General features: G+C 70.4%; 10 protein-coding genes. All 10 read left to right on the forward strand.

Annotated elements, in window-relative coordinates:
- The 10 genes from ABNF93_RS25910 (at window position 1) to ABNF93_RS25955 (ending at window position 15,983) form a co-directional block, all read left to right on the forward strand.
- Entirely contained in the window at window positions 1-2,046 is a 2,046-nt protein-coding gene (locus ABNF93_RS25910; RefSeq protein ID WP_349330790.1) for a hypothetical protein, read from the forward strand.
- The gene (locus ABNF93_RS25915) at window positions 2,036-3,007 is read left to right on the forward strand and encodes a hypothetical protein (RefSeq protein WP_349330791.1); all 972 of its coding nucleotides are present in this window, start codon (window positions 2,036-2,038) and stop codon (window positions 3,005-3,007) included. The genes ABNF93_RS25910 and ABNF93_RS25915 overlap by 11 nt, the downstream gene beginning before the upstream one ends.
- Window positions 3,007-6,915, forward strand: coding sequence for a hypothetical protein (locus ABNF93_RS25920; protein ID WP_349330792.1), 3,909 nt, complete (start codon window positions 3,007-3,009; stop codon window positions 6,913-6,915). The genes ABNF93_RS25915 and ABNF93_RS25920 overlap by 1 nt, the downstream gene beginning before the upstream one ends.
- Window positions 6,912-10,715, forward strand: coding sequence for a beta propeller repeat protein (locus ABNF93_RS25925; protein WP_349330793.1), 3,804 nt, complete (start codon window positions 6,912-6,914; stop codon window positions 10,713-10,715). Before ABNF93_RS25920 ends, ABNF93_RS25925 begins: the two co-directional genes overlap by 4 nt.
- Before the next feature lie 236 nt (window positions 10,716-10,951).
- Window positions 10,952-11,761 (forward strand): ATP-binding protein, encoded by an 810-nt coding sequence (locus ABNF93_RS25930; protein ID WP_349330794.1) that lies wholly within the window; start codon window positions 10,952-10,954, stop codon window positions 11,759-11,761.
- Window positions 11,748-12,636 (forward strand): IS5 family transposase gene (locus tag ABNF93_RS25935; RefSeq protein WP_502877627.1). Its coding sequence is split into 2 segments (ribosomal slippage): window positions 11,748-12,121 and window positions 12,120-12,636, totalling 891 coding nucleotides; the frame shifts between segments, so codons are not numbered across the junction. The genes ABNF93_RS25930 and ABNF93_RS25935 overlap by 14 nt, the downstream gene beginning before the upstream one ends.
- Before the next feature lie 111 nt (window positions 12,637-12,747).
- Window positions 12,748-14,127, forward strand: a complete 1,380-nt coding sequence (locus tag ABNF93_RS25940; protein WP_349330795.1) for an ATP-binding protein — start codon at window positions 12,748-12,750, stop codon at window positions 14,125-14,127.
- Complete coding sequence (locus tag ABNF93_RS25945; protein ID WP_349330796.1) at window positions 14,031-14,306, forward strand: response regulator transcription factor; 276 nt, start codon at window positions 14,031-14,033, stop codon at window positions 14,304-14,306. Before ABNF93_RS25940 ends, ABNF93_RS25945 begins: the two co-directional genes overlap by 97 nt.
- 110 nt (window positions 14,307-14,416) lie before the next feature.
- Entirely contained in the window at window positions 14,417-15,229 is an 813-nt protein-coding gene (locus ABNF93_RS25950; protein ID WP_349330797.1) for a class I SAM-dependent methyltransferase, read from the forward strand.
- 175 nt (window positions 15,230-15,404) lie between these two features.
- Window positions 15,405-15,983 carry a dihydrofolate reductase family protein gene (locus tag ABNF93_RS25955; protein WP_349330798.1) on the forward strand — a complete coding sequence of 193 codons (579 nt, stop codon included), beginning with the start codon at window positions 15,405-15,407 and terminating at the stop codon, window positions 15,981-15,983.
- Window positions 15,984-16,082 lie beyond the last annotated feature (99 nt).

Here is a 16,082-nt window from a genome sequence, read left to right on the forward strand (position 1 = left end):
ATGGCCGTCGGTGAGGGAAAGTTCGTGCTGTACTCACGGATCGAGCCGCCGTTGCAGGCCGGCGACTACCGCTTCACGACCAGCCAGGTGATGAGCGCCACCGGGCACGACCCGGGCCAGTTGCCGGTCGCCGAGCTGCCGACCCACGTCACCGTCCGCGCGCCGCGCTACACGCTGCCGCCCGACCAGGTGCTGTCGACGTTCCCACCGGCCGGCAGCGAAGGGGCGTACGGGACCCGACTTCCGCAGATCGTGATCCGCCGCCGGACTCTGCCCTGGGAACGCCTGGTGCAGAACGGCGTCCCGCCCTCGACCCCATGGCTCGCGCTGGTGCTGGTCGCCGAGGGCGAAGCCGAACTCCAGCTCAACCAACCGGTGGCCGAGTGCGTGACGCCCGGCCGGACCCTGCCCGGCAAGTCGGACGTCGAGCTCGGCAACTACCTGCAGATCCGCAAGTCGATGGTCGACCGGATCTTCCCCACCCAGCTCGACGTACCACTGCTGGCGCACGCGCGCGAGGTGGACATCCACGACACCGAGCTGATGATGGGCGACGACGACGGCTTCCTGGCCGTGGTGATCAGCAACCGGCTCCCCCTGCAGGGCCACGACGCGGACGGCACCGAGGTCCCCGTGAAGTACCTCGCCTGCCTGGTCAACCTCGAAGGACAGTTCACCAGCCTGCTGCCCAGCGCGCCGCAGCCCGCGCCCTTCACCCCTCTGCCGGTCAAGGTCGCCACGACCTACGCCAACCAGGCCCAGTGGGACCACACCACGATGGGTCGGCAGCCGTACGACGTGAACGTCGCGCCCACCGCCGGCACCGCCGGCACCGTCGGCACCGTCACCGCCGTCCCCAACCCCGGAACGAGTGCCGTCCGCTCCACCCAGCAGGCGAGCTGGTCGGCCCAGCCGACGGTGCGAGAGCACGCGGACGTCTACGCCGAGATGGCCCGGGACTTCCGCGAGGCGGTGATCTCGGGCTATGTCGCGGGCGAGTTCGTCGCCGTGGACCCGACGTTGCGGTTCCCCGTGCTGCTGCACTGGAGCTTCACGTCGTTCGGCACCATGACGTTCCGCTCGCTGATCGAGGGACTGGACTCGGGCCTGCTCGGCACGGTCGCGGACGCGGATGCCGCCGAGGGGACGGGCGCTCCGGGCGTGACGGGGCGGCCGCCGATCGAGGTCGTCGAGACCGGGCACACCGGGCTCGCGCACCGGACCAGACGCGGCGACCCGGTGCGTTCCTGGTATCGCGGCCCGTTCGTCGCGCATCCCACCACCGATTCACCAGGTGACCGACTGCCGCTCGCGCACGCCACCGACCAGCTTCGGATCGTCGTACCCGACGGCCGGGAGGACATCTCGCTCGCCGCAGCGTTCGAGATCGGCCGGCTGCTGGCGCTCGCGCGGCCGTCCATGATCGCGGCGCTGATGCGGTGGCGGCAGAACGGCTACCAGACCGCCCGCCGGAAGGCGGTGTGGAGCGACCACGTGCGCTTCCTCGACGAGGTGCTCGGCGCAGATCGGGTGCTCGGCGCAGACCGGGTGCTCGACGGACACCTCGGTGTGCGGCTGGGTAGGAGCCTGGGAAAGGCCGTCGCTACCAGGCCGGGAGACTTCCTCGGCGACCCCGCGCCGCTGGTGTCGCCCGGCCGACCGCTGCCGGTGGACGAAGGGCCGGAACGCCTGCTGGCCAAGGGATTCGGGCTTCCCGCCGACCTCTTCGACGGTGATGCCGTGACGGTGCTCGACCGGCTGCGCGACACTCCGGTGCTCCGGCCGGACGGTCCCCGCGACGCGATGACCTCGCAGGTGCGGGACGCACTGGCCCGCACCCTCCACCGCGAGGTCGACCGCCTGGTCGCCGACACCCTCGCGGGCGACGCCCGCCGGCGGGACGCGTTGGAACGGCTGCTGGCCGGTCTCGAAGCCGGCGCCACCGAGGCGGCAGAGACGAGCGTGACGGGCGAGCCGGGCGAGGCGGCAGAGACCAGCGTGACGCCGCGGTCCGGACGCGAGGAGGGGGAGACCGGTGAAGGTTGATGCCCGAACGGTGCTGAGGGAGCTGCCGCTTGCGATCAGCGAGCTGCCGCCGGTGGCGATCGCCACCGAGGACGACGGCGACGGCGCGATCCCGGCTGAGCTGCGGGAGTGGCTGGTCCGGCTCCGCCTGCTCGACGGCGTGCCGTTCGCGTATCTGGTCGCCGACTCCGAACTGCTGCCACCGGAGTCGATCCGCTGGTTCTACGTCGACCGGCGCTGGACCGATGCGCTGGTGCAGGGCGCGCTCGCGGTCGGAACGGTCAACAGCGACGACCGGACCCAGCTCTCGAACCAGTACCCGCAGGTGCGCGCCGAACTCGACAACGAGGAACGCAACCTGCGCCGCCAGGCCGGCTCGAACCGGTACGCCGGAGAGGCCGGGCCGATCAGCGGCTTCCTGCTGCGTTCGCAGGCGGTGTCGGGGTGGCCGGCGATGCACGTGCGGGCGTTCAGCATCGATCCGGGCCCGGACGCCGACGAGGCGAGGGTGCCGGAGGACCAGCCGGGACGGATGCGGCTGCTGCGGTTGGAACGCCTCGCTCCGGCGGTGCTGCTGTGCCTGTTCGACGGCGTGCCGACGGTGGTCCATCTCGAAGAGCCCCGCCAGGGCGTGCAGTTCGGCTTCGACGCCACGGGCGAGGACGAGAACGTGCGGGCCACGCTGCGCCCGCGCGACGCGACCACGTTCGACTACCTCCCGGGCGCACCGGTCGACGTGCCGTTCCGGGCCGGCGCCACAGGTGTCGTGGACATCCAGCAGTTGGAGCGGCGGCTCGAGGAGCGGGCGGGTAGCGGCGCGGCCGACGGCCTGGACAGTTCGGAGTACGCCCTGCAGCTGGTGCGGTTCCCGTTCCGGCAGGTGTTCGGCGATCCCGCACCGACGCCGGTGCGGTTCGTGTTCCGACCGACCGTGTCGTACCAGGCGATGGTCGACCAGGTGTTCCGGACGGAGGGCCCCTGATGGTCGATCCGCAGCGGCGCCGCGACGCCATCGTCGACCGCCGGTTCACCGCACTCGTGCAGGCCGGCGCCGCGCTGTCCACGATCGGCACCTGGGACGACGGGCTCTCCCGCCGCACCCGGATCCTCGTCCCCGTCGACGTCCAGGCGTTCGTCGTACCGGTCAACGGCGGCGAGGCGACCGTCGCGATGACCGGCGGGCCGGGTGATCCGCCGCCGTTCGAGCCCGGCAGCGTCCGGCCCGCCGGCATCCACCTGCACTGGGCGATGCCCGACGCCCTGGTCGCGGGCGCGAGCGATCCGACCGGCGAGGCTCTCGACCTGCCCCGCCTGCCCGACCGTTGGGTGGTGGTACGCACTCTCCAGCCCCTCGGGAGTCGCGAGGTACGCCCGCGGGGCTGGGTGATCGACGCCCGCACCGGATCGGTCACCCCCCTCGCGACCTATGTCGGGACACCCGATCCCGCGCCACCCGACACCCCGGTCCTCGAGCCGTTGGACGCCGCGGCCGGTGGCTCGTTGATGTGGACCGCGTCGTACGAAGCGAGCGCGGGCCGGTTCGGCTTCCACGACCCGCTTGACGACCTGACCACCGGAGAGAAGTTCGCCGGCGACCAGGCGGCGTACACGGTGGCCGGCTGGTGGAGCGACCTCGGCGAGGACCCGCTGGCCGCCACGACCGGGCCGAGACGGCTCGACGCGCGCCTCGCCGATCTCGGCTGGTACGTCGTGCACGACGCCGACGACGAGGCGCTGGTCGAGGAGGACCCCCGCCTGACCCGGATCCGCGACGGGATGGGCATGCCCTCGCCGAAGGACGCTGCTCCGGCGAGGATCACCGGCGCCGACGGGAGGACCGTCTCCGGCGCGCTCGACGACATCGCGTTCACGGTCAAGTCCCCGGTGCGGGCCGCCGATCTGGTCGTCATGACCCCGGCGCTGCCGCGTTACGCGACGCTGGTGCACGGCAGCGTGCTCGGCGTACCGGTCACGGGTGCCCTCCCGTCGGCCGACGACCGGCCCGATGCCGCTGACCTCGGACTCGCGCTCGGCCAGGACGTCGACGACGTTGTCTCGGCGTTCGGCGCCGAGGTGCTCGGCCTCGACCCGACCCACCGGCGGTCGGCGGAGACCCTGGTGGCGGCCTTCACCAGTGGCCTGATCGAGCAGATCGGCAGCCCCGACGGCCTGGAGAACCTTGCCGAACGCGAGCACGGCGACGGGTTCTGGTCCCTGCCCGGCGCTCCACTGCCGGCGGCGAAACCGGACCGCCTGCGCACCGAGGACACCGCTCCGCTCGGTCCCACGCGCGTGGGCCGCAAGGGCCGGGCCGCCCAGCCGCCGCACCGGCTGGGCACCAGGCTGGGATGGGCCGACGTCGAACTCACGTTGACATCCGGCACCGGAGCGAGCGCAGCGGCCTCCCGGCGTACCGAGGAGACACTGCCCGCCCCGGGCGGCACGACGCCGTCGGAGTCCCGCGAGGTCATCCGGCCTGCACCTCGCTACTTCCGGCCGCAGCCGCCGATGCTCGCGATGCGCGGCGTACGACCGAACCACCGGCACCACGGCGACGGTCTCTACGACGAGCAGGGCCGGCTGCGCTGCCGCTACCCGCGCGAGTGCGTACCCGCGATCGACGGTGTCGTCACGGGCACTGCCGTGCTCGGCTCGCTCGGCTCGGGCGCGGTGCCCGACGAGGTGCTCACGGTGGTCCGCGAGGCCGTGCTGCTGAACCTGTACGGCTTCCACTGGCTCGCCGAGGCGGGCGCACCGGACGCGTCGATGGTCGAGGTCTACCGGACCAGGCTCGCCGCCGAGATGGTCCGGCTGTACGGCGTCGACGGCCGCTACGACGGCACGAGCCACCTGGCGGCCGCGGCACCCGCGCCGGCCCTGGCGCCGGGCGATCCCTGGGAGGGAAGGTCGACGAGGGACGAGCTGCTCGACCGGCAGATCACCGCCGAACTGGCCGAGCACGCGCTGGTCAGGGGCGCCCCGCCGAGCCCCGTGGCGATCACCACCTGGCGGCAGCCGTGGGTGCCACTGTGGCTGGAGTGGAAGGTCACCCTCGACGGGCACGACTCCACGGCCGGCTGGCAACTCGCCGGGCTCGACCTGGAACCGACCACCGACCCGCCCACGGATCCGGGCGCCGAGGTGAGCCGGACCCTCGTCGGTCGCAGTCCCCTGAGTCAGGGGGTGTCGCGGGCGCTGTACGAAGGAATCCGTCGCTGGCGGGAGGCCGAACTCCAGCGCGACGCGACCGGGAACTCCACCCTGCCGACGTCCGACCAGGACCTGCTGGGGCGCCTCGGAGATCTGCTCGCCCCGCTCGACCTGGTGTCCGCGTCGCTCGACGGCCTTCGCGAGCAGCTCCTCGGCATCCCGTACGTCGGCGTCCTCCACAGTGCCGACGACAACGACAGTGCCAACGACAACGACAGTGCCGACGACAACGACGGCAGCGACGGGGCCGACAGCCTGCCGCGGGCGACCGGCGCGCCCGTCCCGCTCTTCGGTGGGACGCTCCGGATCGACGCTCTCCGGTTGGTCGACGCGTTCGGCCGGGTGCTCGACATCCCGCCGGAGGCGGTCGCCGGCACCGCCACCACGCTCGACCTCGCGGTGGAAGGACTCGCGGGCGGCATCCGGATGCGCCCACGTATCCAGCACCTGGCCAGGGCGCTCTTCCGTCTCGTCGACCCGGGTCAGCCGGCCGGTACCGACCCCACCGAACTGCGGGAGGCGTACGTCGACCAGCTCGACCCCGCCGCCGCGGTCAACCCGGTGGCAGGGTTCCTGCTGCCCGACCACATCGACGAGGCGTTGGAGGCGTTCACCGTCGCCGGTGAGCCGATCGGGCAGCTCGGCCACGACGCCGTGAACGGCGCGGTGACCTGGGAGACAGCACCGGGCCGGCCGCTGCCACCCGACGCCGGCCCCTTGGCCGGCCTCGATGCCCAGACACGGATCACCGGCGAGATCGCCGCCGGCCTCGTGCACGCCGACGTCGCGGCGCGCGACCTCGACCCACCACCCGGCATCAGCGCGTTGTCGGCGCTGCTGCGGGTCATCGACACGACGCTGTGGACCGTCGACACCTTCGCGGCGATCGGTTCGCCGACCGTCGCCGGTCTGGTGGGCAGGCCGGTGACCGTGGTCCGGGCGACGCTGCGGTTGGACGCGCCCGACGACCTGGACGAGGTGGACGTGGTCGCGCCGGGCGGGGCGGCGGCGCGCCGGGCGGCGTACGACGCGATGCGCGAGCAACGGTTCGGGTTCCGGCTGGGTGCGCTCAGCCGGACCGACGACGCGCTGCTCGGGTTCTACCTCGATGACGACTACGCCCTCCTGCGTCTGGTGGACCGGACGGTCGCCGCCCAGGCCATCGACAGCGGCCGCCAGCGTGGGCACCTGGGCCTGCTCGGCCAGGTCGCGGTGCCGGACGTCGACCCGCTCGTCCATCCGTACGTCGTTCCCGACGGCACGATCTGGCTGCGTCCCGGCCAGACGGCGCGCCTCACCCTGCTGATGTTGCCGGTCGGCCGGGTGCACCTCACGTCCGGGGTCCTGCCACGCAAACAGCTCACGCTGTCCGACGAGTGGACCTCGCCCGGGCTGCGACGGCTGGTCCCCTCCGTGCGGGTGGGACCGGTCCTCGTCGACCCGGCCGAGATCCGCCTGCCGCTCGTCACGCTGCTCGGCGACAAGCAGACCTTCACCCGGCGGACCGGGCCGCTCACCTGGCGGGACGACCCGATCGTCGCCGCCACCCAGACCGCCTACCTCCCCCGGCTGCCACACGAGGCGCAGGAAGGCTGGATCCGGGTCACGCCCACCGAACCAGGCAACGGGCCAGGCAACCCAGGCAACGGACCGGGCAACGGACCGGGAGAGACGCCATGACCGAGCCGACGCCTCCCTCCACAGGTACCTCACGACCGTCACGACCCAGGACCCGACGGTCGGGAAGGGCGGCCGAGCGGCATTCGTTCGTCGCCAGCCGGGTCGGTGAGTACGACGCCACCGCACTCGCAACGGCGATGTCCGACCGGCTCGCGGCCGAGGCGTCGGCCGCCGGCGTCCCGATGGAGCTGTTCCCCTCTGGCGACGAACGCCGGTGGGTGCCGATCGGCCCGTCCGTGACCCGCGCGTTCTCGTGGTTCTTCGCGCCGTCGTTCCCCCGCGCCACCGGCCGGGTTCGCGATGTCGCGGTGAGCGGCGACGGCCGCCGGGCCTATGCCGCGACCGCGAAGGGTGGGGTCTGGTACACCGACGACGGTGGCGCCACCTGGTCGCCCGTGGGTGGCTGGGCCGCCAGGTCGGCGGTGGCCGGCGGTGTCCACAACGCGCAGTCCTGTGGCGCGCTGCTCGTCGCGTTCGCCGATCCGCCGGGCCCTGACCCCAAGGCCGACGCCGCACGGGATTTCGTCCTGGTCGGCACCGGCGAGCTGCAGGGCTTCGGCCGTCCACCCGCGCGGCCCGCGCTGGCCGGGCGGGGCGTCCTCGCCGCGTTGGGGCCGGCGACCAAGCCTGGCAACGACCCCACCTGGGAGCCCGAGGCCGGCAGCGGTGTCTTCGAAGGCCTCGGCATCTTCGAGCTGGCGCGGGACCCGGCAGCGACCCCCGGCAGGACGACGGGTCCCGGCCTCGACCGCGTGGCGGCGGGCACCAGCGCGGGCCTGTTCCTCGGCACCCGGCGCCCCGCGGCGGCGCCGCACAACGGGGAGTTCACCTGGACGGCGAAGCCCGCCCTCGGCACCTTCATGGGCCTTCCCGCCGGACGACAGCCGATCGTCACCGAGGTGCTCTGGATCGCCCGCGGCGGCGATCCGGACGGCCGGATCCTGGTGGCGGTCGCGCTCGGACTCGAGACTCCCGCGCGGGCCGGCGTCGCACCGCCCGGCAGCGGGGTGGCCTACACCGACGACCTGGGCGCTACCTTCCACTGGGTGGCGGGTCTCGACCCCACCGCATCCGGAGCGGTTCCCATGGTCGGGCGGATGAGCTTCGCGAACCCCGAGGCGGACCGGGTCTATGTGCTCGGCGACCGCCAGCCCGCCGCGCCGACGGCCACGGTGGCTACCGTCTGGCGGATCGAGACCGCGGCCGCCGCCACCCCGTCGGCCGACGTGATCGCCGGCGTGCCCGTCGTGTGGGTGGCCAACTCGCTCGGCAAGAACCAGCGCGACTACGACCAGGCCATCGCGGTCGACGTGGTGGGCGGAGTGGACCGGGTCTATCTCGGCGGCAACACCGGTCCTGGCGGTGCGTCGCTGTGGTGTCTCGACGTCAGTGTCGGTCCGGCGTTGGTGCCGACCGCGGGAGTCTCCCGCACTGGTTCGCCACCAGCCGGCGACGGTGCGGCCACGGGTGGACACGTCGGCGGCAGCATCCACCCCGACGTCCACATGATCCGGCTGGCCGGCACCCATCCCAACCGTCAGGTCTGGGTGGCGACCGACGGCGGCGTCTTCGTGTCGACCCAGGCCGGTCGCGCCCACACGTTCGCCCCCCGGGCGACGGGCATGGCCGCGCTGGAGGTCAACTTCATCGCCGCCCACCCGACGTCGAGCCATTTCGCCGCCATCGGTACGCAGGACAACGGTCGGCAGTCCCGGGTCGGCGACCAGGTGTGGCACGACACCATGGATGGCGACGGTGGCGGCATCGTGATCCACCCGAACGAGTCGCAGGTCATCGTCTCGCAGGCGTTCTTCGCGGCATGGGACTGCGATCCGTTCGCCGGTTTCGTGAACCCCCTCACCCAGGGAGCGTTCGTCGACCCCACCAGCGACCGGGAGAGCGAGGCGTCAGCCTTCTACTCCGGTGCCGCGGCGGTCCGGCACGGTCCCACGTCCGCCCGGATCGCGCTCGGAACCAACCGCGTCTGGCTCACCGACGATCTCGGCGTCGCCGACCCGAACACCTGGAACGTCCTGCCCTATCCCGGTGGACCGCTCACCAACCCACGCGCGGGCGGGAGCGACCCGCCGGCCAGCCGCAACGTCGGCATCCCGGGAGGCACACCGCTGCCCGTGGTCAGCGGCGGCAAGGGACCCCTCGGCGAGGTGGTCACCATGAAGTGGGTCTCGTGGACCACGATCCTCGTCCTCTTCGCGAACGGGCTGGTGCGCTGGACCGAGGACCCGGTCACCCACCAGTGGACCTCGCGGCTCCTGGTCGCACCAAGCAACGTCACGTTGACACCGCCGGTCATCGACGCCCCGGACCCGGCCGTCAGCATGCTGAGCGACGTCGCGCCCGTGCCTGGGACGGACGACTTCTACCTCGCCACGACCGGCACCCTGGGGAACGCCGCCGACACCTGTCTGTACTTCCACGACGCGAGCAGCCGGTTCTTCGCCACGTCGCTACGTACCCAACTCTCCGCGCTCGATCCGGCGTACGCGGTGGTCGTCGATCCGGTGGAGGTCTCCGAGGTCTATGTCGGCACGGTGACCGGCGTGTGGAAGGGAGTGCGCGGCGCGGGTCCACCCGCGCCCGGCGCACACTGGCCGCACACCTGGGAGACCGACATCAACGGACTCCCACAGGTGGCGGTGCAGGATCTCAACATCTGGGTCGACCCGGACGGCTCCGCCGACAGCCCGCGACTGCTGCGAGCCGCTACACAGTCGCGGGGCGTCTGGGAGCGCGACCTGCGAGCCGCACCCGACCCGAAGCGTACGTACCTGCGGGTGCACGCCCGCGACGACCGGCGGCGGCTGCCGACGCCGATGAAGAATCCCCGGGTCAAGCCGGGCCGGCCGGACGTCGTGCCGTTCGCGAGCCGGGACATCATGATCCGGCCGCGAGCGAACCCTGCCGCGGCGCCACGGTGGCCGCTCTCGCCGGGTGCGTCCATGAACATCGGCAACGCACCCGCGTACCAGCTGTGGACGTTCCAGACCGCGTTCCGCTGGCTCTATCCCTCGGTGCACCCGGACGGCCAGTGGCCCGCGACCTTCGGTGCTCTCCTGGAGCTACACCGCAGCACCGCTCCAGCGCTCGGCCCGGTCGAACCCACGATCAACAAGGCACTGTGGGACGCGGTGGTCGGCGGCGCGCGCCTCGACGCCGCCGGCGCCGTCACCAGCAGCCCCTCCGATCCCCTCGCCGTGTACCGCCCGGCGTGGCAGACGCCGCTCGCGATGGACGCGGTCGCCACGGAAATCGACCTGCTGGAGAACGTCGTCCCGCCGAAGGTCGTGAACGACGTCTTCCACGTGTTCGCAGAGCCCAGCACGGTCGATGTCCTCATCCACCACCGCGACACCGAGCCGGTGCCCGCCGGGAACGCGTTCGCCATGCTGCTCTGGCGTTCCGGCCCCTCCCGGTCGGCGCTTTTGGCGACCAACGTCTCGCCGATCCCCGCCTACGTGAACGGGGTCCTGAGCGGCGGGCCCGTTCCGCCCGCTCCGGCCGGGTGGAACCGCGCCGAGACTCCCGGGGGCTCACCGAAGATTCCGTTGCCGGTGCCGCTGGACGCCCGACTGCCGCGCGCGGTGCCGATCGACGTGGACCTGTCCAGCCCCGGTATTCCGGCCAACCACTTCGTGCTGTTCCTCGCGGTGGCCGGATCCAGCATTGATCCTTGTGGCGAGGCGCCCGTCGGCCTGCCCGCGGTGCCCAAGCCCGCCGACCTGGTCAGGGGTTGGCCGTACGCCGCCCTGCGACTGGTCAAGGTCTCCGCTCGGCCCTGAGCCGCGGGCGAAGTTCGGCGAAACGCTGGGACTGTCGCCCGGCCCCCGCGTGGCGATCGAGGATGACTCTGAGGCGGGCGTGCGCGCCCCCGCCGGCGTGCGGCTCCTGGCGTACGCTCGTAGACAACGCAGCATGAATCAGCGTGGAATCAGCGGGGTCCGAATGCGGTGAGCGGATTGCGTAAACCGCATGGAATCGCCCTTCATCGTGGATATGTACTTGGTGAAATAGGCGCATGCCGACATTGGCAACAGATGCGGCCGACAGCCTGACTCGGGAGCTGGGTGGCCTTCCGGTCGAGGTGACGAGTTTCGTCGGCCGCCGGGAGGCCGCAGCCGGGGTGAAGCACGCACTGGCGCGGTCGCGGCTGGTGACGCTCACCGGCGTCGGCGGTGTGGGCAAGTCACGGCTGGCGTTGCGGGTGGGGCGCAACCTGCGACGTGCGTTCACCGACGGGGTGTGCTGGGTGGACCTGGCGAAGCTGCAGAACCCGGGGATGGTCGATCGTGCGGTTGCGGCCGCCCTGGGCCTGCGGGACCAGTCGGCACGTACGTACGAGACCGTGCTCGCGCACTATCTGGCCGACAAGACCATCCTTGTGATCCTGGACAACTGCGAACACGTGCTCGGCCCCTCCGCCAGCCTGTGCGCCACGTTGCTTTCCACCGCGCCGGGCCTGCGGGTGTTGGCGACAAGCCGGGAGCCGCTCGGAATCGAAGGCGAGCACATCTGGCCCGTTGCACCGCTGTCCCTGTCAGAGGTGGCCGAGTCGGCTCGGGGGATCGACGAACCGACCCGATCGGAGCACGGCTCGTCGGCGCTGAGCGGAGCGGATCGAAGTGTGGTGTCCACATACTCGGAGGCTGTGCAACTGTTCGAGGATCGAGCCAGATCCGTCTTGCCTGGCTTCGTCGTGGACCGGACTAGCGAACGTGTGGTGAGTCGCCTGTGCCAACGGTTGGACGGTGTGCCGCTCGCCATCGAACTAGGGCGTGTCCCGTGGATCTTTATGGGGGGTGGTCGTGTAGTTCATAGGTGTGTTTGATCGTCATGACCTGACTGATGAGGAGTGGCAGCGGCTTGAGCCGCTGCTGCCGGATCGGGCGCCTTGTCGGGGTGGGCGCTGGCAGGACCATCGGCGGCTGATCGATGGTGTGCTGTGGCGGACGCGGACGGGCAGCCCGTGGCGTGATCTGCCTTCCTGCTATGGGAATTGGAAGACCGTCTACAACCGACACCGGCGTTGGTCGGCGGATGGGACGTGGGTGCGTGTTCTGGCTGAGCTGCGCCGTGGCTGTGATTGCGTCGATGCCGATGGTGAGTGGACGACTGCGGTTGACTCGGCGATCGTTCGTGCACATCAACACGCGGCCGGTGCGCGCAAGGAGCTCCCGCTTGATCCGGACACAGGGGGCTCTAGCGAATTACAAGAATCTGGGCGGTGACCGGGAGGCGTTGGGCCGTTCTCGTGGTGGCCTGACTACCAAGATCCATCTCGCTGCCGACCTGCGATGTCGCCCACTGGCACGGGTCACCACCGCTGGTCAGCGACATGATTCGATCGCGTTCACCGCGGTGATGGACGGGATTGACATCAAACGCTGGACCAGCGGGCGGCCACGCACGAGACCCAGCAGAGTCCTTGCCGACAAGGCCTACGCCAACAAGACCATTCGTGCGCACCTGCAGAGCCGAGGCATCAAAGCCACCATCCCGCAGCCGACCAACCGGCTACGCCGTGGCCGGCCACCGGCCTTCGATGTCGAAATCTACAAACAGCGCAACGTCGTCGAACGCTGCATCAACAAACTCAAACACAACCGAGCCCTCGCCACCAGATACGACAAACGCGACTACATCTGGCGCGGCACCATCGACGTCGCGTCGATCAGAATCTGGCTCCGCGACCCAGTTCCATGATCCACGGGACACGCCCTAGCCGCTGTGCGGATGCGCGTGTTGGCGCCGTAGCAGATCCTTGCACGGCTGGAGGACCGATTCCGACTGTTGACCGGGGGGAGTCGTGCCGCCTTGCCGCGGCATCAGACGTTGCGGGCGACGGTGGACTGGAGCTTCGACCTGTGCTCGGAGTCCGCGCGGGAGCTGTGGGCTCGATGCTCGGTGTTTGTCGGCGGTTTCGACCTGGCGGCCGCGGAAGCTGTGTGTGCCGACGATCAGCGCTCCGCCGCCGAAGTGCTGGACGGGATCGCCGGCCTGGTCGACAAGTCCATCGTCATCCGGGACCAGCGCGGCACGTTGGCGAGATACCGGATGCTGGACACGATCCGGCACTATGGCCTCGAGCGACTGGCCGAACGCGGCGAGCGAGCTGCGCTTCTGCGGCGGCACCGGGACTACTTCCTACGGCTGGCCGAGGCCTCCGACGCGGAGTCGTGCGGCTCGGGACAGCTGGAGTGGCTACAGCGCCTGCGGTGGGAACGTGCGAACTTCTGGCAAGCCTTGGACTACTGCTGCAGCACCCCAGGTGAAGGACGAACAGGTCTACGAATGGGTGCAGCGCTCTGGTTCTACTGGGTCGGTTGTGGGTTCGTGCGCGACGGGGGTTACTGGCTCGACCGAATCCTGGCCCTCGACGCGAGCCCGACGAAAGAGCGCGCCAGGGCACTGTGGCGGGCCGGCTGGATCGGATACCTGCAAGGCGACAACGAGGCAAGTTTGGCCCATCTCGAGGAGAGTCTTTCCCTCTCGCGCGCGTTGGGCGACGAGACCGAGACGACCTACGCCATGCAGTTCCTCGGCGAGGCGGAAACGTTCGACAACAACGTGGTCCGCGGTGAGGTGTTGCTGGACGAGGCACTGGACCGCCAGCGCAGCTCCGACCGCTGGACCGCTCCTGGTCTCCTGGTCTTCGCACAACGAGCCTGGGTTGCCGCACACTTAGACATTGAGTACGCCGTGGCGCTTCTGTCCGAGGGTCGTGCCATCTGCGCCGCGTTGGACGAGCGCTGGACACGCTCGTGGATCGACTGGCACCTCGGCGCCATCCTGTGGATAGGCGGCAGGCATCAGGAATCGGGCGTCCACCTGCGAAAGTCACTCCGCACCAAGCGGGAGTTCGAGGATCCACTGGGCTTCCCCTTCGTCATCGAGCTTCTGGCCTTCGTGTCCTCATCGGAGGGAGATGCCGAACGCGCCGGTGTGCTGTTCGGGGCGGCGGAGAAGATGTGGCAACTCATCGGCAGGCCGCTGGCAGGCATCAAGGTTCTGCTCGCAGGGAGCGAGACGTGCAGGACGCGTAGCCGGAATGCCCTCGGAGACCAGGCATTCGAGGCCGCGATCCAAAAGGGCGGTCGATGTCACAGAAGGATGCGATTGCCTACGCCCTCGGCGAGAAGGCGACACCGACCGCCACCGAGCCAACAGGTGCGCACCCACCCCAAGCCGGACTGACCAAGCGGGAGCAAGAGGTCGCCGACCTCATCGCACGAGGCCAGTCCAACAAGGAAATCGCCAACACCCTGGTGATCTCGCAGCGTACAGCCGAGACCCATGTCGAGAACATCCTCATGAAACTGGGACTCAGATCCCGCACGCAGGTCGTGACATGGCTGACCAGACGCCACCGATGACCGCGGGGACGCGCGCACGTCGGACGGCCCGGTTCAAACTGCGCGAGGTTCAACGGTACGGAGGCTTCCCCAGGGTCGGCAGGCGGCGACAGTTTCGGCAGGATGGTGCGATGGCAGAGGCGGATCGACGTGATCTCGGTCGGGTGTTCAACGAGGTGCCGGAACTCTACGACCGAGTTCGACCGAGCTATCCCGATGAACTGTTCGCGGACCTCGTCACTGTCACCGGCATGGACAAACGGTCGTCGGTGCTCGAGGTGGGCTGCGGTACCGGCCAGGCGACGCGCTCGCTGGCGGCGCTCGGGTGCTCAGTGACCGCCGTCGAGCCGGGCGCGGGAATGGCCGCACTCGCTCGCCGACGGCTCGCTACGTTCGGCAACGTCGACGTCGAGGCGTCGACGTTTGAGACGTGGGACGACCACGGTCGACGCTTCGACGCCCTGGTGGCTGCGTCGGCGTGGCATTGGGTCGACCCGTCGATTGGCTGGCGCCGAGCGCACGACGTGCTTTACCCCGGTGGTTGGATGGCGCTGCTCGGCAACGTCGTTGTCCGCCGGCCGGGAGAGCCGGAGGTGTACGCCGAGACCGCCGATCTCCACGAGCGGTTCTCCCCCGGGAACCCCGGCTGGGGTCATCCGCCACTCGAGGACGACGTACGCACCACCGACGAGGGTTGGGGACTCGTCGACGATCCCGGCGGCTTGTTCGGCCCCACGATCGTGCGCTGGTACCCGACCGTTCAGTGGTTCAACGGCGACGGCTTTGCCGATCTCCTTCGCTCGACGTCGCTGTACCGGAGGCTCGACCGCGACGTCCGTGAGCCCCTGCTCGACGCCATCGCCGAACGCATCCGCACGCGGATGGGCGACCTGGTATCACGCCGTTACCTGAGCGTCCTCCGTGTCGGACAGCGCGCCGAGTGACCAAAGAGGTGAAGGATACGTCCTGGAGGTTCTCTTCCGGCATCGGCAGCTATCCGGTGCTGGAGGAACCGGTAGCGGTGCTGCGTGGATCGGCAGCCCGAGACCGATGAGTTCCCTTCTCGCCATCGGTCACCACACTGACACTGCACGCCCGGCGGAAGGAACGGAAAGAACGATGTCGAGCCTCATGGTGGACTTCATCATCTCCCTCGACGGTTACGCGTCCGCGGACGGCTGGCCCGGCTACTGGGGCATGGAAGGGCCTGAGTATCTGGCGTGGCTCAACGAAAGCGCCGAAAGCGAGCACACCGCCCTCATGGGTGCGACGACGTACCGGCTGATGTCCGGGTTCGCCGCCGAGATGGCCGACGATCCCGGCTTTGCCGCGTTGACCGCGCTGCCCAAGGTGGTGTTCTCCTCCACCTTGAAGGCACCACTGTCGTGGGCCAACACGGAGTTGGTCGACGGGGACCCCGTCGAGGCCGTGCGGGACATGAAGCGGCGCGACTCCCGACCGCTGCGCACCTTGGGCAGCCTCACCTTGTGCCGGTCGCTGCTCGAAGCCGGCGTGGTGGACCGCTTCCGTGTGGTCGTCTTCCCTGTTATCACCGGCGCCACCGGGAAGGAGCGCATCTTCGACGGGTACCGCGACATCGCACTCGACCTGGTTGACAGCCGTACGTTCGACGGCCGGCTCCAGTTGCTCGAGTACGTTCCCACGGTGCTGGACGGGCCGCCTGGTGTCGGCGGCTGAACTGGCCTTCCGGCGGTCAGCGGACGCGGTGGGAAAGTTGTTTGTCAGGGTTCCCCGGGCGTTGCTACGGTGCGGGCGTCAGGTGTGGAAGGGGGTGAC

The organism is Actinopolymorpha sp. B9G3, from assembly GCF_040120725.1.
In the GTDB taxonomy this organism is placed as follows: Bacteria; Actinomycetota; Actinomycetes; order Propionibacteriales; family Actinopolymorphaceae; genus Thermasporomyces.

Coding starts and splice junctions, on each gene's coding strand:
- ABNF93_RS25920 (WP_349330792.1), top strand. CDS start 3,007: ATGGTCGATCCGCAGCGGCGCCGCGACGCCATCGTCGACCGCCGGTTC.
- ABNF93_RS25925 (WP_349330793.1), top strand. CDS start 6,912: ATGACCGAGCCGACGCCTCCCTCCACAGGTACCTCACGACCGTCACGA.
- ABNF93_RS25930 (WP_349330794.1), top strand. CDS start 10,952: ATGCCGACATTGGCAACAGATGCGGCCGACAGCCTGACTCGGGAGCTG.
- ABNF93_RS25945 (WP_349330796.1), top strand. CDS start 14,031: ATGTCACAGAAGGATGCGATTGCCTACGCCCTCGGCGAGAAGGCGACA.
- ABNF93_RS25910 (WP_349330790.1), top strand. CDS start 1: ATGGCCGTCGGTGAGGGAAAGTTCGTGCTGTACTCACGGATCGAGCCG.
- ABNF93_RS25955 (WP_349330798.1), top strand. CDS start 15,405: ATGTCGAGCCTCATGGTGGACTTCATCATCTCCCTCGACGGTTACGCG.
- ABNF93_RS25950 (WP_349330797.1), top strand. CDS start 14,417: ATGGCAGAGGCGGATCGACGTGATCTCGGTCGGGTGTTCAACGAGGTG.